Origin of the sequence: Kitasatospora sp. NPDC127121 (genome assembly GCF_042677305.1) — a bacterium.
In the GTDB taxonomy this organism is placed as follows: domain Bacteria; phylum Actinomycetota; class Actinomycetes; order Streptomycetales; family Streptomycetaceae; genus Kitasatospora.
In genome coordinates, this window is the sequence record NZ_JBHXTQ010000001.1 from 13,992 (window position 1) to 31,082 (window position 17,091).

Consider the following 17,091-nt stretch of genomic DNA (forward strand, 5'->3'; position numbering starts at 1 on the left):
GTTCGGGTTCCGGGAGGCACGGGCGGCGGCTCGTCCCGGCCGCGATCGTGAAACGATGGGGCCTGTGACCGTACCGAACACACCTCCGGACCCCACCCGCGCCGCCGCGGACGCGGTGCCGGACATCACCCCCGATCCGTACGCGCCGCCGCCCGCCCCCGACGCCGGGACCCCGCCGCCGGCCGGCCTCGCGGTCGCGCAGTCGCCGGGCCCCACGCTCAAGGAGCGGCTGCTGCCCGAGCTGCGGCTCGGCGCGGGCACGGTACTGGCCTGCATCGCGGTCGGACTGGTGATGGCAGGGCTGTGGGTCTGGCTCGCGCCCAAGGTGCCGCTGGTCGTGGACGGCGACCGCATCCTCTACGCCGACCCCGAAGGCGAACAGCGGGCGGGGGCCGACGCGGTCTTCGCCCTGATCGCGCTCGGCGCCGGCCTCCTGACCGCGCTCGGGGCCTTCCTGGCCACCCGGCAGCGCGGCGGCGGCATCGCGGTCGCGCTCGGACTGATGGTCGGCGGACTCCTCGGCTCGGTCGGCGCCTGGCGGCTCGGCCGGTGGCTCGGCCCCAGCAACGACCTGATCGCCGAAGCCCGGCGGGTCGGCAACGGCGGGCACTTCGACGCGAGCATCGACCTCGGCGCGCTGGGGGCGCTGCTGGTGTGGCCGATGGCGGCGATGGTGGTGCTGCTGGCGCTGTCGGCGGCGTTCGGCAAGCGCGAGGAGGACCCGCCGCCGTACTGGGCCGGGCCGTACGGGGCGGCTGCGCCGCAGGCCCCCGCGGACGACGCTGTGTGGGCGGACGGCGCGGCGCGGCCGCAGGACGCCGTGCGGGCGGACGACGGTGTTCGGCCGGAGGACGCTGCACGGCCGGGGGAGCGCGGGCAGGGCTGACCGCGTAGGCCCGGGCCCACCCGCGGGTGGGCCCGTCGGCCGGGGTCAGCGGGCGATCGGTGCGGTGCGGGCGCCGGTCAGGGTGACCAGGTCGGCCGGGGCGAGTTCGACCTCCAGGCCGCGGCGCCCGCCGGAGACGTAGACGGTGGGGTGGGTGAGCGCGCTGGCGTCGACCACGGTCCGCAGCGGGCGGCGCTGGCCGAGTGGGGAGATGCCGCCGAGGACGTAGCCGCTGCTGCGCTCGGCGGCGGCCGGATCGGCCATGGCGGCGCGCTTGCCGCCGACGGCGGCGGCGAGGGCCTTGAGGTCGAGCTGACCGGCGACCGGGACCACGCCGACGGTGAGCACGCCGTCCACGTCGGCGACCAGGGTCTTGAAGACCCGCTCGGCGGCGACGCCCAGGACCTCGGCGGCCTCGCCGCCGTAGGAGGCGGCGGCCGGATCGTGCTCGTAGGCGTGCACGGTGAACGGGACGGCGGCGGTCTCCAGGGCGACGGTGGCGGGGGTACCCTGCCCGCCCTTCTTCGGCTTCTTCGCCATGTGGGGCTCCTTCTTCGCCGTGCGGGTTTTCCGGGTCAGCGTGCGGGCTTCCCGGGTCAGCGTGCGGGTTTTCCGGGTCGGCGTGCGGGCTTCCCGGATCAGTTGGGGCTGAACGACTGGCGGGTGAGGTCGACGGCGGGCAGCGACGGCAGCCAGCTGAGCACGGAGCTCTCGCGGCGCAGCAGGTCGAGTTCGGTGCGCAGCCGCTGGGCGGTGTCGGGGCAGGCCAGCAGCTGCTGCTTGACCGGGGTCTCGAACACCGAGGCGGCGGCGACCAGGTAGGAGAGCACCTGCGGGTCGTCCGGGAGCTCCTGGCGCCCGACCGTGCTGGCCTCGCGGGCCCCGGCGAGGCGCTTCTGGTAGACCCGGAAGGCCCGCTCGACCTCGGCGGCGAGGGCGCCGGAGCCTTCGCCGGGCTGTTCCTCGACGAGTTCGGCCTCGCCGGTCAGGTACGGGCCGGAGACGTCCGCCGAGCGGAGCCGGAACCGGGTGGTGCCGGTGACCAGCAGCTCGTAGCGGCCGTCCGGCTGCTCCTGGACGGAGGCGACGTCGGCGACGCAGCCGATGTGGAACATCGCCTCCAGCGGGTCCCCGGTGGCGGTGCCGAGGCCGTCGAGCGGCCCGGCCGGGCCCTCCTCGGGGCGGACCGGGGAGACCTCGCGGCCGTCCTTGATGGCGAGCACGCCGAAGCGGCGCGGCGTGTCGGCCGGTAGTTGGAGCAGGTCGGCGACGAGACGGCGGTAACGCTCCTCGAAGACGTTCAGGGGCAGCACGAGGCCCGGGTAGAGCACGTTGTTCAGCGGGAAGAGCGGGAGCCGTTCTGTCACGGCGGACAGCGTAGTTCCCCGCGCGGTCGCGGCGCGTCGGGGTTGTGCCCGAGGGCGGCCCGCCGGGGCGGTCAGCCCCGTTGCAGCATGCGGGTGGCGCCGGCCACGACGGTGGTGGCGAGCAGCCAGCCGACGATCACCAGTCCGGCGGTGACGTACTGGCTGAGGCCCCCGGGGTTCCAGCCCTGCTGGCCGAGCTCGACGACCGGGACCAGCTGGCTGAGCGTGTACAGCACCGGGTTCCAGTGCGGGTGCTCGTCGGCCTTCAGCGGCTCCAGCGGGTGGGTGGCGAACCAGACGCTGCCCAGCGCCCAGGCGAGCAGCAGCCACAGGCCGGCCCGGCCGGGGCGGTAGCCGTAGCCGACGGTGGCGTCCTGGACGCGGCCCCAGATCCGGGCGGGCAGCGGGAGGGTCCGATGGCGGCGGCGCTGCTTGGCGTACAGCACCTCGCGGGCGTCGTCGTCGGCGCCGTCGCGGCGCAGGGCGGCGGCGAGCTGCTCGTAGGACTCCGGCTGGAAGTCCACCGCGGAGCCCTCCAGCCAGGCGATCCGCTGCTGGACGCTGAAGGGCCCGGCCGGGCGCAGCACCTCGTAGACGAAGCCGGTCAGGCCCAGGTGGCGCCCGCGCGGCCAGGCGTCCGGGGTGTCGACGAGGTTGCCGACCCGGGCGCGGGAGAGCGAGACGGTGCCGGTGGGGCGGACCCGGCAGGTGAACCGCAGCTCGGGGGTGTGGATGCGGCGCAGCGAGAGCTCGTCGTCACCCTCCAGGTGGAACTCACCGGAGATCAGGCAGGCGCTCTCGAAGCGGGCGTCGGAGAGCCTGACCCGGCCGAAGGCGCGGAACGGGGTGCTGGGGGCGCCGGGCGGCGGGTTCTGGCCGTAGCCGGAGCCGTAGTAGCTGCGGGAGCCGAACCAGCCGCCGTCGGCGGAGCTGGTCAGGTAGAGGGTGTGGCCGACGGTGAGCCGGACGGCGTTGAGGCAGGTGCGGTTCTGCGGGACGGCGTGCAGCTGGGCGCCGCGCAGCGACAGCCGGCCGCCTATCCGGGCCGTGCGCAGGCTCAACTCGCCCTGCACATCGACGCGTTCGGCCTCGAAGTCCTGGTGGACGGCCAGGCCGTCGGCGGACAGCGCGCGGCCGTAGCGGTCGCCGCCCAGGACGGTCTGGTTGAGCAGCAGGTCGGTGCCGACCTTGGCGTCGGTGAGCCGTACGCCCTCGGGTATCCGGCAGCGGGCCAGATGGAGGTCGCCGGTGGTGGTGAGCCGGGAGGCCTCCAGGCGGGGGATCAGGCAGGTGACGAAGCGCAGCGTCGAGGCCGAGGCCTCCGAGATGAGGATCTTGCGCTCGAAACGGCACTCGCGGAGCTCGACGTAGTGGCCGATGGCGCCGCCGGCCAGGTTGAGCGCGCCGGTGACCAGCACGCCGTTGAGCCGCAGCGAAGCGACCCGCCCGGTCGCGGCGGCCGGGCCGGCCAGCAGCAGATGGGCGAGCACCCTGGCCCGGACGGTGCGCCCGGGGCCCCAGGCGGCGTCCCCGAACGGGTCGTCGGTGGCGGCGTCGCCACTCCGCCGGTCGAAGACGTTGCCGCGACGGAAGGCCTCCCAGAGCTCACGCTCCGTATCGGTCCAGCCCTCCGGGGCGTGCTCCAGCATGGTTTTCCCCGTCCCCCCGGTCGTCTCGCCTTTCGTATCACGGACTGAAATGCGGGACCAGGGGTTCCGGCCACTCCTTACACTGGGTGGCGTGATCTCTCGAATCGACCTCCGCGGCTCGCTGGACGACCCGCGTGACCTGCTGCCCCGTGCCGAGTTCGACGTGGCGGCCGCCCTGGAGAAGGTGCGGCCGATCGCCGAGGACGTACGCCATCGCGGGGTCGCGGCCGTGATCGAGATCACCGAGCGCTTCGACGGCGTCCGGCTGGAGTCGACCCGTGTCCCGGCCGAGCAGCTGACCGAGGCCCTGGAGACGCTGGACCCGAAGGTGCGGGCCGCGCTGGAGGAGTCGATCCGCCGGGCCCGCGCCGTGCACGCCGACCAGCGCCGCACCGAGCACACCACCCGGGTGGTGCCGGGCGGCACCGTCACCCAGCGCTGGGTGCCCGTGGAGCGCGTCGGCCTGTACGTGCCGGGCGGGCTGGCCGTCTACCCGTCCTCCGTGGTGATGAACGTGGTGCCGGCCCAGGAGGCGGGCGTCCAGGGCATCGCCGTCACCTCGCCGCCGCAGAAGGAGTTCGACGGCCGCGTCCACCCGACCATCCTGGCGGCCTGCGCGCTGCTCGGCGTGGACGAGGTGTACTCCGTCGGCGGCGCCCAGGCCGTGGCGATGTTCGCGCTGGGCACCGAGGAGTGCGCGCCGGTCAACATGGTCACCGGTCCCGGCAACATCTACGTGGCCGCCGCCAAGCGCTTCTTCGCCGGCCGGATCGGCATCGACTCGGAGGCCGGCCCGACCGAGATCGCCGTCCTCGCCGACGACAGCGCGCTGCCCTCCGACGTGGCCGCCGACCTGATCAGCCAGGCCGAGCACGGCCCGACCTCCGGCTCGGTGCTCGTCACCGACTCGCCGGCGCTGGCCGACGCGGTCGAGGCGGAACTCGCCGTCCAGGTCGCCAGGACCAAGCACAGCGAGCGGGTCGCCGAGGCGCTGGGCGGCCGGCAGTCCGGGATCATCCTGGTCGACGACCTGGAGCAGGGCCTCGCCGTGGTCAACGCCTACGCGGCCGAGCACCTGGAGATCCAGACCCGGGACCCGCACGCGGCGGCCGCCAAGGTCGTCAACGCGGGCGCCGTCTTCATCGGCCGCTGGACGCCGGTCTCGCTGGGCGACTACGCGGCCGGCTCCAACCACGTGCTGCCCACCGGCGGCTGCGCCTGCCACTCCTCCGGCCTGTCCGTGCAGACCTTCCTGCGCGGCGTCCAGGTCGTCGAGTACGACCGGGACGCGCTCGCCGACGTCGCCGCGCACGTGGTCAACCTCGCCAACGCGGAGGACCTGCCCGGGCACGGCGACGCGATCAAGGCGCGCTTCGACTGGACGGTGCCGGGATCGTGACTGCTGTTACTCCTTCTGTGACTCCTGTGACTTCTGAGGCTGGTGCGACTCGGGTGACTCGGATCGACGACCTCCCCATCCGCGACGAGCTGCGCGGCCAGTCCCCGTACGGCGCGCCGCAGCTGGACGTGCCCGTCCAGCTGAACACCAACGAGAACCCGTACCCGCTCCCCGAGGAGCTGGTCGCCCGGATCGCCGAACGCGTCGCCGAGGCCGCCCGCAACCTCAACCGCTACCCCGACCGGGACGCCGTCGAACTGCGCGAAGGCCTCGCCGCGTACCTCGGCCGGACCACCGGCTTCGCCGTCACCCGGCAGCAGGTCTGGGCCGCCAACGGCTCCAACGAGGTGCTCCAGCAGCTGCTGCAGACCTTCGGCGGCCCCGGCCGCAGCGCGCTCGGCTTCGAGCCCTCCTACTCGATGCACGCGCTGATCTCCCGGGGCACCGGCACCGAGTGGATCTCCGGCCCGCGCAACGACGACTTCACCATCGACCTGGACGCCGCCCTCGGCGCGATCGCCGAGCACCGGCCGAACGTCGTCTTCATCTGCTCGCCGAACAACCCGACCGGCACCGCCGTCGCCGCCGACACCGTGCTGCGGCTGTACGAGGCCGCGCAGGCCGCCGGGCCCAGCCTGGTCGTCGTCGACGAGGCGTACGTCGAGTTCTCGCACCGGGCCTCGCTGCTGCCGCTCATCGAGGGCCGCCCCAACCTGGTGGTCTCCCGCACCATGTCCAAGGCCTTCGGCGCGGCCGGGCTGCGCCTGGGCTACCTGGCCGCCGACCCGGCCGTGGTGGACGCGGTGCAGCTGGTCCGCCTGCCGTACCACCTGTCGTCCGTCACCCAGGCCACCGCGCTGGCCTGCCTGGAGCACACCGACACCCTGCTCGGGTACGTCGGCCGGCTCAAGGCGGAGCGCGACCGGCTGGTCGACGCGCTGCGCGGGCTCGGCCTGGAGGTCACCGACTCGGACGCCAACTTCGTCCAGTTCGGCCGCTTCGCCGACACCCACGCCGTCTGGCAGGCCATCCTCGACCAGGGCGTCCTGGTCCGTGACAACGGCGTCCCCGGGTGGCTGCGCGTCACCGCCGGCACGCCCGCAGAGAACGACGCCTTCCTGGACGCCGTTCGAACAGTGATCAAGGAGCTGTAACCCGTATGTCCCGCATCGGACGCGTCGAACGCACCACCAAGGAGACCGCGGTCCTGGTCGAGATCGACCTCGACGGCACCGGGAAGACCGACATCTCCACGGGCGTCGGGTTCTACGACCACATGCTCGACCAGCTCGGCCGCCACGGTCTCTTCGACCTCACCGTCAAGACCGACGGCGACCTGCACATCGACACCCACCACACCATCGAGGACACCGCCCTCGCGCTCGGCGCCGCCTTCAAGCAGGCGCTCGGCGACAAGGTCGGCATCTACCGCTTCGGCAACTGCACGGTGCCGCTGGACGAGTCGCTCGCCCAGGTCACCGTGGACCTCTCCGGCCGGCCGTACCTGGTGCACACCGAGCCCGAGAACATGGCGCCGATGATCGGCTCGTACGACACCACGATGACCCGGCACATCCTGGAATCCTTCGTGGCCCAGGCACAGATCGCCCTGCACGTCCACGTGCCGTACGGGCGCAACGCCCACCACATCGTGGAATGCCAGTTCAAGGCGCTCGCCCGAGCCCTGCGCTACGCCGCCGAGCGCGACCCGCGCGCGGCCGGAATCCTCCCCTCGACCAAGGGTGCACTGTGAGCAAGGCGACCCTCGCCCTCATCTTCGTCGGCCTCTTCCTGGCCGGCGGCGTGATCTCGTTCTGGAAGCAGAAGCTGCCCAAGGGCGTCATCCTGGTGCTCGCGTTCGGCTCGGTCATGTGCCTGGCCTCCGGCATCATGCGCCTCTAGCCGCATGGACGCTGGATACATGGGCTCTGGACACGTGAGCTCCGGACACGTAGAGAGACTGGACACCTGAACATGGGCAAGAACGTCGTCGTCCTCGACTACGGGTCGGGCAACCTCCGCTCCGCGCAGCGCGCGCTCGAACGGACCGGGGCGGACGTCACCGTCACCTCCGACTACGACACCGCGATGAACGCGGACGGCCTGCTCGTCCCCGGCGTCGGCGCCTTCGAGGCCTGCATGCGCGGCCTGAAGTCCGTCCGGGGCGACTGGATCATCGGCCGCCGGCTCGCCGGGGGCCGCCCCGTCATGGGCATCTGCGTCGGCATGCAGATCCTCTTCGAGAAGGGGGTCGAGCACGGCGTGGAGACGGCCGGCTGCGACGAGTGGCCCGGCGTCGTCGAGCCGCTGGACGCCCCCGTCATCCCGCACATGGGCTGGAACACCGTCGACGTGCCCGAGGGCAGCCGGATGTTCGCCGGCCTCGACCCGCAGAGCCGCTTCTACTTCGTGCACTCCTACGGCGTGCGGCACTGGGAGCTGGAGACCCACAGCGCACGGATCCACGCCCCGCTCGTCACCTGGGCCACCCACGGGCAGCCCTTCGTCGCCGCCATCGAGAACGGCCCGCTCTGGGCCACCCAGTTCCACCCCGAGAAGTCCGGCGACGCCGGCGCCGCCCTCCTGACCAACTGGGTCAACACCCTCTGAGCTTGGAAGAGTTGTGACTATGAGCCGCCTCGAACTGCTTCCCGCCGTCGACGTCCGGGACGGCCAGGCCGTCCGCCTGGTCAAGGGCGCGTCCGGCACCGAGACCTCCTTCGGCGAACCGCTCGCCGCCGCCCTCGCCTGGCAGAACGCCGGCGCCGAGTGGCTGCACCTGGTCGACCTCGACGCCGCCTTCGGCACCGGCACCAACTACGAGCTGCTGCGCGAGGTCACCGGCCGCCTCGACATCAAGGTCGAGCTGTCCGGCGGCATCCGCGACGACGAGTCGCTCGCCAACGCGCTCGCCACCGGCTGCACCCGGGTCAACCTCGGCACCGCCGCCCTGGAAGCCCCCGAGTGGGTCGCCAAGGCCATCGCCGAGCACGGCGACAAGATCGCCGTCGGCCTGGACGTCGTCGGCACCACCCTGCGCGGCCGCGGCTGGACCCGCGACGGCGGCCAGCTCTTCGAGGTGCTGGAGCGGCTCAACCAGGAGGGCTGCGCCCGCTACGTCGTCACCGACGTCAACCGGGACGGCACCCTGACCGGCCCCAACCTGCAGCTGCTGCGCGACGTCTGCGCCGCCACCGACCGCCCCGTCGTCGCCTCCGGCGGCGTCTCCTCGCTCGACGACCTGCACGCCATCGCCGGCCTGGTCGGTGCGGGTGTCGAGGGCGCCATCGTGGGCAAGGCACTCTACGAGCAGAAGTTCACCCTCGAAGAGGCCCTGGAGGCGGTTTCAGGATGACGGAACGTCGGATCGTACGTGGCAGGGTCGGCGGATTCTCCCCCTGGGAGGACCAGTTCGGCTACTCGCGGGCGGTCGCCGCGGGAGACCACGTGCACGTGGCCGGCTCCACCGCCTGGGTGGACGGCCGGATCGAGCACGAGGGAGACCCCTACCGGCAGACCCTCGCCGCGTTCGGCGTCGGGCTCAACGCCCTCGCCGCGTACGGTCTGACGGCGGACGACGTGGTCCGCACCCGGATGTACATCACCCACGTCCGCGACGCCGACGAGGTGGGCCGCGCCCACCACCAACTCTTCGACGCCGCCCGCCCGGTGGCCACCATGGTGGTGGTCGACGGGCTGATCGACTCCCGGATGATGGTCGAGATCGAGCTCGACGCCTATCGATCCGGGCTGGCAAAGACCCTGGAAGGCAAACAGCCGTGACCCTCGCCGTACGTGTCATCCCCTGCCTGGACGTCGACGCCGGGCGGGTGGTCAAGGGCGTCAACTTCCAGAACCTGCGCGACGCCGGCGACCCGGTCGAGATGGCCAAGCTCTACGACGCCGAGGGCGCCGACGAGCTGACCTTCCTCGACATCACCGCCTCCTCCGGCGACCGGGAAACCACCTACGACGTGGTCCGCCGCACCGCCGAACAGGTCTTCATCCCGCTCACCGTCGGCGGCGGCATCCGCGCCGTCGAGGACGTCGACAAGCTGCTGCGGGCCGGCGCCGACAAGGTCGGCGTCAACACCGCCGCCATCGCCCGGCCGGAACTGGTCCGCGAGATCGCCCAGCGCTTCGGGCGGCAGGTCCTGGTGCTGTCCGTCGACGCCCGGCGCTGCCCCCCCGGCACCGAGACCGCGTCCGGCTACGAGGTCACCACCCACGGCGGGCGCAAGGGCACTGGCCTCGACGCCGTCGAATGGGCCGGGCGCGCGGCCGAACTCGGCGCCGGCGAGATCCTGCTCAACTCGATGGACGCCGACGGCACCAAGGACGGGTACGACCTGGAGATGATCCGGGCCGTCCGCAAGACCGTCTCCGTGCCCGTCATCGCCTCTGGCGGCGCCGGCAAGCTCGCCGACTTCGCGCCGGCCGTCGAGGCGGGTGCGGACGCGGTCCTCGCCGCGAGCGTCTTCCACTTCGGGGACCTGCGGATCGGGCAGGTCAAGGACGCGCTGCGGGAGGCCGGACACCCGGTGCGGTGACCGGCCGTACGGCTTGAGGGCCCGCTGTTCCGGCTTCGGAACGGCGGGCCCTCCCGCGTTCTCAGGCCTTCTGTCTCACGCTTCCCGCGGCTCGCCCTTGATCAGCGCGAACGGCGTACCGTGCGGGTCCGCCAGCCAGGCCAGCCGCCCGACGTTCGGCACGCTCTCGGCGGGCATCAGCACCGAGCCGCCGGCCGCCGTCGCCTTCGCGATCACCGCGTCCACGTCGTCGGCGGCGAAGTACGGCGTCCAGGCGGAGGGCTGGCCCGGCTGCATCGTCGGGGCGATGCCGCCGAAGGCCGTGGCCTGCTGGTCGCCCTCGGAAGTCGAGATCACCCGGTAGTCCATGCCCGGAGCCGGCTCGAACTTCTCCACCCGCCAGCCGAACAGCGCCTGGTAGAAGCCGAACCCGGCGCTCTGGTCCGAAGTGTGCAGCTCGGACCAGACCAGCGTGCCGTCCTCCGACACCACGTCCAGACCGGTGGTCGCGCCCGGCTGCCAGACCGCGAACCTGGCCCCCTGCGGGTCGGCGAACTGGGCGAACCACCCCTCGCCCATGACATCCATCGGCGGGACCAGGACCGAACCGCCCGCCTGCTCGGCGGCCTGCGCGGTGGCGTTCACGTCGGCCGTACGGAAGTACGTCGTCCAGGTCGGCTGGTCACCCTCGTCGAGCGGGCCGACGGCGCCGACCGTCCTGCCGCCCAACTGGAAGAAGCCGTAGCCGCCCGCCTCCGGGCCGCCGGACCGGAACGTCCAGCCGAACACCTTGCCGTAGAACTCGGCCGTGGCGGGAATGTCCGGGCTGCCGAGATCGATCCAGCAGGGCGCGCCGGCCGGAAAGTCGGTGGTGAGCATGAGGTGGTGCCCCTTCGACGGAAGACGTGACCAGGCCGGTTCCGTCAGGCGCGCGCACGCACCCTCCCCGACCCTCTGCGAGTCTGCACCCGCCCACTGACATCCGCAGCCGGGGAGCGGCCGGAGTCCTCAGCTGCGCCCGCGGAAACGGGCCCACTGCTGAGCCGCCCGGTTCAGCCCGGCAGTCCACGGGTCCGGATCGTCTCCGGCGATCTCCGCCCACATCCGGGCCTGAGCCCGCGCGAAGGCGTCCAACACGGTCGGACCGCCGGTGTGCCAGGCCGGGACCCTGGCGGCCCACGCTTCCGCCGCAGCCGGGCTGTGGCCGCCCGCAGCGATCAACCAGACCACCCACAGGGCCGGGTCGATCCAGGGCGCTCCCCGGGTGGCCCACGCCCAGTCGACGAGAAGTGCATGGTCTTCGCGGATCAGGACGTTCTCGTTGTTCAGGTCGGTGTGCAGGAGGTGGTTGCCGCCGAACTGGCGTAGTACCCCGGGGTCGTCCACGTAGGCGGCCCATCGCTGCTCGGCACGGCGCAGCTCGATCGGGGGACACGGGGTGCGGCCGAGCCGGCTGAGGGCGTCGACCATCAGCTCCAAGTCCCCGGTGTCCCGGTAGTCGGCGTGGCGGGCCTCGACGTGCTCGAACGCGACGAGGCTCCAGCCGTCGACGTCGAGGTGCCAGAGGACGGTGGGGGGCGAGGCCTTCCACGTAGGGGTTGATCTCCCTCTCACGTCGCTGTGTCCACACGCGTGGGTGACTCAGCTGCATCCCCTTGACGAAGACGGCGCCCCTGGCGGTGCTGAGTCTGGCGGCGATCTCGGAGTTGAAACCGGCCGAGACGGTCTGCGCGGCAAGGACCGGCGTCCCGAGGCGGGCAGTGACGGCCCGGTGCACGGAGCCGGGCAGGTCTGCCCAGTGAAGGCGGGTGGTGGTCACGGCTCACAGGCTCCCAGAGTCACCCCGGAGGCCGACGGCACCGCAGTGAGGGCGACGATGGTGAGCGCGCCGTTTGAGCGTTCGGTGCCTCTCGTTCGGCGGGGTGTCGGGACGCTGAGGGTGGCCCGTACGCTTTGCGGATGGAGCGAGCTGGAGTGCCTTCGTTTCGCGCGGTGATCTTCGACTTCTTCGGTGTCCTGACCTCGAACATGGTCGAGGTCATCACGTGGTTCGAGGACCGGGAGAGGATCGCCCGGGGAACCTTCCTGCGAGCCTGGGCCGACCCCCGAGGGCAGGACCTGTTCCGCCGCCTCGAACTCGGCCAGATCAGCCAGGAGGATTGGAACAGCGGGTTCGCGACCCTGATGGGCGTGAAGCCGGACAACCTGCTGGGCCGATACCTCCACGACGCCTTTCCCGCCTACCCGGTCCTCCGGGTCGCACGGGAAGCCCGTGCGGCAGGGATCCGGACCGCGGTACTGTCCAACAGCCTCGGCAGGCAGCCCTACGACCCGTACACCGGCTTCGACCTGCACGGCACCTTCGATGTGGTGGTGCTGTCGGCAGAGCACGGTGTCCGCAAACCCGAACCTGCGGCCTTCCGGATCGTGCTGGAAAACCTTGATGTCCGCGCCACGGAGTGCCTGTTCGTGGACGACAGCGAGGAGAATCTCGCCGCTGCTCAGAAGCTCGGCTTCACCCCAGTACACGGGCTGGACGAGGACCTGGTGGCCCGGCAACTGCGCAAGCTTCTGCACCTACCCGGCCTCTAGGAAGGCGCGAACCCCCGCGTGAGCGGTGTGCGGGGCCAGCTTCTCGCGCAGGCCCCGCAGTTGGGTGGCGGAGCGTGCGGAGTCGACTGACCCCAGGCAGGCCGCCGCGTGCCTGCCTGTCGCCACGGCAGCGTCCAGGTCGTGCATTTTCAGGTGTGCCTCCGCCGTCCGGGCAAGGTAGATGGCGTGGCTGCGGGGGAATTCCTCGTCGCCCGGGTAGGCGGCATTCATTCCGGCTTCGAAGCACCTCAGGGCCTCGGCTGGGTCGCCCAGCTCCAGAGCGGACGAGCCGGCGATCATCTCGATTTCGCCGTAGTCCACCCAGTAGAGGAAGTTCGGGTCGTCCTCCCGCTTCCCCTTGTCCAACGCCGCGCGAGCGAGGTGAAGTTGGTGCTTGGCCTGCTCCTTCGCGCCAGCCTTGGACAGCGCTCGGGCGGTGCGGGCGGCCAGCATCGCCTCCATTCGCGGGGTGCTCCTGCCTCGCACCTGGGCCCTGGCCGCGTCGAGGAGGTCCACGGCCCGGTTGGCCAGGTTGGGGGTGGAGTAGCACTGGATGGCGGCGAACGAGAGCGTGTAGGCGCCAGCGAGCACGTCACCGCACTCGGCGGATGCCCGCAGGGAGGCGTCGAAGTAGTTCTGGGCGACGCCGAAGCGGTCCTGGTCGAAAGCGCTCCAAGCGACCTGCCGGGCCGCCTCGGCGGCGATCGCGAACAGCCGCACGAGGTGGCTGCCTTTGTAGCGCCCGGACTTGATCGCAGCCACTGTCAAGGCCAGGTCGCTGCGCGCTGCCGTGTAGACCTCGCCGCTGCCGAGTTCGTCGTCCACTCGGCGCAGGTGGTCGAGTCGGCCCTCCAGTCCCGCCAACAGGGCCGGGCCGTCCACTGGTGTGGCCCGCGGGTCCAGTAGGGCGCGTTGGATGGCCGTGATCCAGTTGTTTGCCGACGCCGACAGTGCGGCGCCGACGGCGAGGAACCCCCTGCGATCCACTCTTCTCCCGTCTACCAGGTTCGTGAGAACCGCCAGGGTTGCCCCGGCCTGGTTCCAAGGAACGTCCACAGGGGCGGCATCCGCAAGAGCAGCGGCGAACGCTCCGCCCGTGTCGAGAACCCGGTCGTAGGCGGCGGCGACCGAGTCGGTCACCCGCCGGTTGCCGTTCTCGACGTTGCGCATGTACGCCATGCCGAACCCGCTCGCGCGAGCGAAGTCCGCCCAGGTCATGCCGGATGCGCGGCGGGCTTCCCGCATGTCGTTCCGCAGTTGATCGGGCATCGCGGCGCTCCTCGGAAATGGGATCGCAGTTGGATCGCGCCACGCCATTGTCGTCGCGGCGCTGGCGGTGTGTGCTCGATTCAGTACAGATCGCGACAGTCCCCGCCTGACGTCGACGCTCGCTCGTCGCCGCGGGGTTGCTGTGCAGCGATCCGTCCACGCAGTCATGTCCATCAGTCACCATCCATCTGCTGCAGTCGAGTTCAGGCTGCCCTGCGCCGAAAGGTGCACCGTCAATGCCGCACTCTTCTCCGCCGCTCGATCGCTCGCCCGCAGGCCGGCTGAACAAGCCCGTCATCCCGAGACGACGCCCGATCGGCACCTACGCCATCGGCAAGCGGGCCAAGTTCGAGGCCGCCCGAACCGTCAACCGCGCAGACGCCAGCGACTCTCTGACCGCCGAACTCACCCTGACGGCCCATGAGCTGACCGGACCTGGGTTCGTCTGTGACTTCGGCGACCTCGCGGCATTCCAGAGGCACATCGAGGCGGCCCTCGACCACCAGGACCTCGACACCCTGCTCGCCGATGTCACCGACGCCGGCATCGCCGGCCACCTCCACCGCTGGGCGGCGGCGAACCTGCCCGTCGGCGCCCGAGGACGACTGAGCGAGGTACGCATCCTCACCGGCCGCCCCAGCAGTCCCCCTGACCCGGAAGCCGTCCACTTCCGGGCACGGCACTGGCTGCGCGGACTGCCGGTCGGACACAAGTGCGCCCGGCCCCACGGCCACGCCTACCTCATCACCCTGCCCACCGGGCCCAACCACGGGCAGCACCTGCCCATCCCCGCCCAACTGCGCGCACACCTGATGGCCGCGTTCCACGGACAGGTCCTCAACGACGTCCTCCCCGACCTCAATCCCACCTCCGAGAACCTGGCCGCGCACCTGGCCGACTTGCTTTCCGCCCGGGGCCTGTCGGGCCCCACCGGGCGGCCCTACACCGTGCGCGTGTCGGAGACGGAGACCACCTGGGCCCAGTTCACCCCGGACGCCGGAGCAGCCGCATGACCGGCCGGACGCTGCTGCCCGTGAACAGCCCGCGCCAGAGCATCGTGCTCTGCGAGACGTTCGGCCCGACGGTCCAGGGCGAGGGCCCCTCGGCGGGGCAGCATGCGTCGTTCCTGCGGATGGGGGACTGCAACCTCGCGTGCAACACCTGCGACACCCCCTACTCGTGGGACTGGAACCGCTACTCCCGTTCCGAGCAGACTCGCCGCGTGCCCCCCGAGCAGGTCGCCGCCGAACTCCTCCAGCACCCGACCCGGCTCGTGGTCATCACCGGTGGCGAGCCGATGATGCAGCAGGCCCAGCTGGCGCCGGTGGCCGCCCGCCTCACCGAGGCCGGACGCCGCATCGAGGTCGAGACCAACGGCACCATCGCCCCCGAGTCCGCCTTCGACCGGCACATCTCGCTGTACGTCGTCTCCCCGAAGCTCGCGCACATGGGCATGCCGCAGGTGCGCAGGATCAAGCCCGACGTGCTGGCTGTATTCCAGGCCACCAACCGGGCGGTCTTCAAGTTCGTCCTTGACAGCCCGCAGGACGCGGACGAGGTCGCGGTCCTCCAGGAAGCGTACGGGCTGGAACGGGTGTGGATCATGCCGCAGGCCACCACCGCCACGGCCGTTCTCGACGGTATGCGTGCTCTCGCCGACACCGCGATCGAGCGGCGCTGGAACCTCAGCCCCCGCCTCCACACGCTGCTGTGGGGGGACGAACGTGGCCGCTGATCGTGCGCCCAGGAACCTGACCTGGGGCGACATCGAGACGCAGACCGGCCGGATCGCCTCGGCGACGGGCGAAGTCGGCATCCCGCACACCATCGTCGCCGTCGTCCGCGGCGGCATGGTCCCGGCGGTGCTGCTGGCGCACCGCCTCGCTGTCAGGGACGTCCGGGCGGTGGAGGTCACCCACACCGTCGACGACTCGACCAACGCCGCAAAGACGGCCCGGCCGGTGGCGCGCAACGCCGCCTCCCTCGGAAACCTGTCCGGCCTCGACGTCCTCGTGGTGGACGACGTGGCCGGCACCGGCGACACCCTCGCGGCTTCCGTCCGCCTGGCGGAGCAGGCGGGAGCGGCGCGGGTGCGCAGCGCGGTACTGGTGCTCAACGAGGCGAACTGGACCGGAGACCGGCGGCCGCACGAGGCCGTGACCTGCATTGGGGAAACCGTCGGCTGTTGGGTGGTCTTCCCATGGGAGGAAAACGCCCCGGCGTCGGCCGAGAGGGAGGGATCACCGTGAGCACGATCGCGTTCTGCCTGCTGTCCTACCGGCCCAACCACCCCAGCGGGATCGAGCGATCAATCGCCGCGCTGGTGGAGGGCGTGCGCCGACTCGGCCACACACCGCTGATCCTGGCCGCCGGTCCCGCCGGGCCGGACGACCTGCTGGAACCGGGCCTGGTCCGGCTGGAGAGCGTTATCCTGCCGCGCCCGGCGCTGAACGAGGACGTCCTCGCCGCGCTCGCGGACCCCGCGCCGGTGGTGGCGGAGGTCCAGGGCATCCTGGCCCGCCACCGGGTGGACGCCGCCTGCTGGGCCGACACCCTGTGGGGCCTGGGCTACCTCAACCCCGCACCGGCCGGGGTGACCTCGGCGCTGATGATCCACAAGATCAGGCCCAGCGGCGAGGACCGGTGGCAGCGCGCACTGGCCGCCGTGGACGTGGTGTGCCCGGCAAGTCAGTACCTCGCCGAGGAGGGCGCAGCGGCGGGCCTGCACCGCGGCGAGTGGGTCACGGTGCCCAACGCGCTGCTCACCGATCCCGCCCCCGTCCCCGACGGGACCCGGGAGGCGCTACGCAGGGAAGGGCCGATCCGCATCGCCTCCCGGGTGGAGCCCGCCAAGGGCCTGGCGGAGTTCCTGACCGCGATGCCCGAGGACTGGGCCCGGCCCGTCGAACTGGTCCTGGCCGAGGCCGACTTCGAGTTCTTCACCGGCATGCAGGGCCAGGTGCTCGCGGCCTGCCGTGAGCAGGCCGCCCGCCGCCCGGACGTGGTGCGGATCCTGCCCGCGCTCGGATGGCGGGAGGTGCCCGCGTACCTGGCCGGGGCGGCCGCCACCGTCATCTCCTCCACCGAACCGGAGACGTTCTGCCACACCGCCGCCGAGGCCATGTCCGTCGGCACGCCCGTCATCGGCTTCGACTTCGGGAACGTCCCCACGATGACGGGCCCGGCCGGACGTGCCGTTCCCGCCGCCGACGGGCAGACGGGCCTGTTGGACGCGCTGAGCCGCCTGCTGGCCGACCCGGACGCGTACCGGGCCGCCAGCCGTGCGGCGCCGGGCCGGATCACCGCGTTCAATCCCGAGGACGCCGCCCAAGCGCTGCTCACCGCCCTCGGCCTGTAACACCCTCACCTCACGAGCTCCACCCTCGTCGCACGCACCCGC

General features: G+C 72.1%; 20 protein-coding genes. 14 read left to right on the top strand and 6 right to left on the bottom strand.

Annotated elements, in window-relative coordinates; genetic code table 11:
* Positions 1-64: 64 nt before the first annotated feature.
* Positions 65-886, top strand: a complete 822-nt coding sequence (locus ACFVHI_RS00070; protein ID WP_063347188.1) for a hypothetical protein — start codon at positions 65-67, stop codon at positions 884-886.
* Positions 887-931: 45 nt separating this feature from the next.
* On the opposite strand, the gene ybaK is transcribed toward ACFVHI_RS00070, so the two are convergent.
* From ybaK to ACFVHI_RS00085, 3 genes are all read right to left on the bottom strand, one after another.
* Entirely contained in the window at positions 932-1,426 is a 495-nt protein-coding gene (gene ybaK, locus ACFVHI_RS00075) for a Cys-tRNA(Pro) deacylase (protein ID WP_063347187.1), read from the bottom strand.
* A 98-nt stretch (positions 1,427-1,524) separates the two neighbouring features.
* On the bottom strand, positions 1,525-2,253 hold the full coding sequence (locus tag ACFVHI_RS00080; RefSeq protein ID WP_063347186.1) for an LON peptidase substrate-binding domain-containing protein: 729 nt from the start codon (positions 2,251-2,253) through the stop codon (positions 1,525-1,527).
* A gap of 71 nt (positions 2,254-2,324) precedes the next feature.
* Complete coding sequence (locus tag ACFVHI_RS00085; protein WP_380334026.1) at positions 2,325-3,902, bottom strand: oxidoreductase; 1,578 nt, start codon at positions 3,900-3,902, stop codon at positions 2,325-2,327.
* 91 nt (positions 3,903-3,993) lie between these two features.
* Here ACFVHI_RS00085 and hisD point away from each other — a divergent pair, with 91 nt between their 5' ends.
* The 8 genes from hisD to hisF all read left to right on the top strand — a co-directional run bounded on the left by hisD (position 3,994) and on the right by hisF (position 9,851).
* Entirely contained in the window at positions 3,994-5,301 is a 1,308-nt protein-coding gene (gene hisD / locus ACFVHI_RS00090; RefSeq protein ID WP_063347184.1) for a histidinol dehydrogenase, read from the top strand.
* A gap of 53 nt (positions 5,302-5,354) precedes the next feature.
* Complete coding sequence (locus ACFVHI_RS00095) at positions 5,355-6,455, top strand: histidinol-phosphate transaminase (protein ID WP_063347183.1); 1,101 nt, start codon at positions 5,355-5,357, stop codon at positions 6,453-6,455.
* 5 nt (positions 6,456-6,460) lie between these two features.
* A complete protein-coding gene (gene hisB / locus ACFVHI_RS00100) occupies positions 6,461-7,054 on the top strand; it encodes an imidazoleglycerol-phosphate dehydratase HisB (protein ID WP_380334030.1) in 594 nt (197 codons plus the stop codon).
* Positions 7,051-7,203 carry a hypothetical protein gene (locus ACFVHI_RS00105; RefSeq protein ID WP_167745856.1) on the top strand — a complete coding sequence of 51 codons (153 nt, stop codon included), beginning with the start codon at positions 7,051-7,053 and terminating at the stop codon, positions 7,201-7,203. The genes hisB and ACFVHI_RS00105 overlap by 4 nt, the downstream gene beginning before the upstream one ends.
* 72 nt (positions 7,204-7,275) lie before the next feature.
* On the top strand, positions 7,276-7,911 hold the full coding sequence (hisH, locus tag ACFVHI_RS00110; RefSeq protein WP_063347181.1) for an imidazole glycerol phosphate synthase subunit HisH: 636 nt from the start codon (positions 7,276-7,278) through the stop codon (positions 7,909-7,911).
* Positions 7,912-7,930: 19 nt separating this feature from the next.
* Positions 7,931-8,656: a bifunctional 1-(5-phosphoribosyl)-5-((5-phosphoribosylamino)methylideneamino)imidazole-4-carboxamide isomerase/phosphoribosylanthranilate isomerase PriA gene (gene priA / locus ACFVHI_RS00115; RefSeq protein ID WP_063347180.1), complete on the top strand. Its 726-nt coding sequence runs from the start codon at positions 7,931-7,933 to the stop codon at positions 8,654-8,656.
* Positions 8,653-9,084 (top strand): RidA family protein, encoded by a 432-nt coding sequence (locus tag ACFVHI_RS00120; RefSeq protein WP_063347179.1) that lies wholly within the window; start codon positions 8,653-8,655, stop codon positions 9,082-9,084. Before priA ends, ACFVHI_RS00120 begins: the two co-directional genes overlap by 4 nt.
* Entirely contained in the window at positions 9,081-9,851 is a 771-nt protein-coding gene (gene hisF / locus ACFVHI_RS00125) for an imidazole glycerol phosphate synthase subunit HisF (RefSeq protein WP_063347178.1), read from the top strand. Before ACFVHI_RS00120 ends, hisF begins: the two co-directional genes overlap by 4 nt.
* A 75-nt stretch (positions 9,852-9,926) precedes the next feature.
* Here hisF and ACFVHI_RS00130 read toward each other — a convergent pair whose 3' ends face one another.
* Positions 9,927-10,709 (bottom strand): VOC family protein, encoded by a 783-nt coding sequence (locus ACFVHI_RS00130; protein WP_380334035.1) that lies wholly within the window; start codon positions 10,707-10,709, stop codon positions 9,927-9,929.
* Between the two features lie 129 nt (positions 10,710-10,838).
* Positions 10,839-11,444, bottom strand: coding sequence for an aminoglycoside phosphotransferase (locus ACFVHI_RS00135; RefSeq protein WP_380334038.1), 606 nt, complete (start codon positions 11,442-11,444; stop codon positions 10,839-10,841).
* A gap of 378 nt (positions 11,445-11,822) precedes the next feature.
* On the opposite strand from ACFVHI_RS00135, the gene ACFVHI_RS00140 reads away from it, so the two are divergent.
* Positions 11,823-12,422, top strand: a complete 600-nt coding sequence (locus ACFVHI_RS00140) for an HAD-IA family hydrolase (RefSeq protein ID WP_380334041.1) — start codon at positions 11,823-11,825, stop codon at positions 12,420-12,422.
* Here ACFVHI_RS00140 and ACFVHI_RS00145 read toward each other — a convergent pair.
* The gene (locus ACFVHI_RS00145) at positions 12,408-13,691 is read right to left on the bottom strand and encodes a helix-turn-helix domain-containing protein (RefSeq protein ID WP_380334043.1); all 1,284 of its coding nucleotides are present in this window, start codon (positions 13,689-13,691) and stop codon (positions 12,408-12,410) included. The genes ACFVHI_RS00140 and ACFVHI_RS00145 overlap by 15 nt on opposite strands.
* Positions 13,692-13,927: 236 nt before the next feature.
* On the opposite strand from ACFVHI_RS00145, the gene ACFVHI_RS00150 reads away from it, so the two are divergent.
* Genes ACFVHI_RS00150 through ACFVHI_RS00165 form a run of 4 tightly spaced genes read left to right on the top strand, consistent with a single transcriptional unit; the run spans position 13,928 to position 17,049 of the window.
* The gene (locus ACFVHI_RS00150; protein WP_380334046.1) at positions 13,928-14,704 is read left to right on the top strand and encodes a 6-carboxytetrahydropterin synthase; all 777 of its coding nucleotides are present in this window, start codon (positions 13,928-13,930) and stop codon (positions 14,702-14,704) included.
* On the top strand, positions 14,701-15,426 hold the full coding sequence (locus ACFVHI_RS00155; protein WP_380334049.1) for a 7-carboxy-7-deazaguanine synthase QueE: 726 nt from the start codon (positions 14,701-14,703) through the stop codon (positions 15,424-15,426). Before ACFVHI_RS00150 ends, ACFVHI_RS00155 begins: the two co-directional genes overlap by 4 nt.
* A complete protein-coding gene (locus tag ACFVHI_RS00160; protein ID WP_380334052.1) occupies positions 15,416-15,940 on the top strand; it encodes a phosphoribosyltransferase in 525 nt (174 codons plus the stop codon). The genes ACFVHI_RS00155 and ACFVHI_RS00160 overlap by 11 nt, the downstream gene beginning before the upstream one ends.
* A complete protein-coding gene (locus ACFVHI_RS00165) occupies positions 15,937-17,049 on the top strand; it encodes a glycosyltransferase family 4 protein (protein ID WP_380334055.1) in 1,113 nt (370 codons plus the stop codon). Before ACFVHI_RS00160 ends, ACFVHI_RS00165 begins: the two co-directional genes overlap by 4 nt.
* The last annotated feature ends 42 nt before the right edge of the window (positions 17,050-17,091 follow it).

What these genes read in the sequence shown, in the direction of transcription:
- ACFVHI_RS00085 (WP_380334026.1), bottom strand. Translation starts at nt 3,902, where the DNA reads ATGCTGGAGCACGCCCCGGAGGGCTGGACCGATACGGAGCGTGAGCTC.
- priA (WP_063347180.1), top strand. Translation starts at nt 7,931, where the DNA reads ATGAGCCGCCTCGAACTGCTTCCCGCCGTCGACGTCCGGGACGGCCAG.
- ACFVHI_RS00120 (WP_063347179.1), top strand. Translation starts at nt 8,653, where the DNA reads ATGACGGAACGTCGGATCGTACGTGGCAGGGTCGGCGGATTCTCCCCC.
- ACFVHI_RS00150 (WP_380334046.1), top strand. Translation starts at nt 13,928, where the DNA reads ATGCCGCACTCTTCTCCGCCGCTCGATCGCTCGCCCGCAGGCCGGCTG.
- ACFVHI_RS00155 (WP_380334049.1), top strand. Translation starts at nt 14,701, where the DNA reads ATGACCGGCCGGACGCTGCTGCCCGTGAACAGCCCGCGCCAGAGCATC.
- ACFVHI_RS00145 (WP_380334043.1), bottom strand. Translation starts at nt 13,691, where the DNA reads ATGCCCGATCAACTGCGGAACGACATGCGGGAAGCCCGCCGCGCATCC.
- ybaK (WP_063347187.1), bottom strand. Translation starts at nt 1,426, where the DNA reads ATGGCGAAGAAGCCGAAGAAGGGCGGGCAGGGTACCCCCGCCACCGTC.
- hisH (WP_063347181.1), top strand. Translation starts at nt 7,276, where the DNA reads ATGGGCAAGAACGTCGTCGTCCTCGACTACGGGTCGGGCAACCTCCGC.
- ACFVHI_RS00130 (WP_380334035.1), bottom strand. Translation starts at nt 10,709, where the DNA reads ATGCTCACCACCGACTTTCCGGCCGGCGCGCCCTGCTGGATCGATCTC.
- hisB (WP_380334030.1), top strand. Translation starts at nt 6,461, where the DNA reads ATGTCCCGCATCGGACGCGTCGAACGCACCACCAAGGAGACCGCGGTC.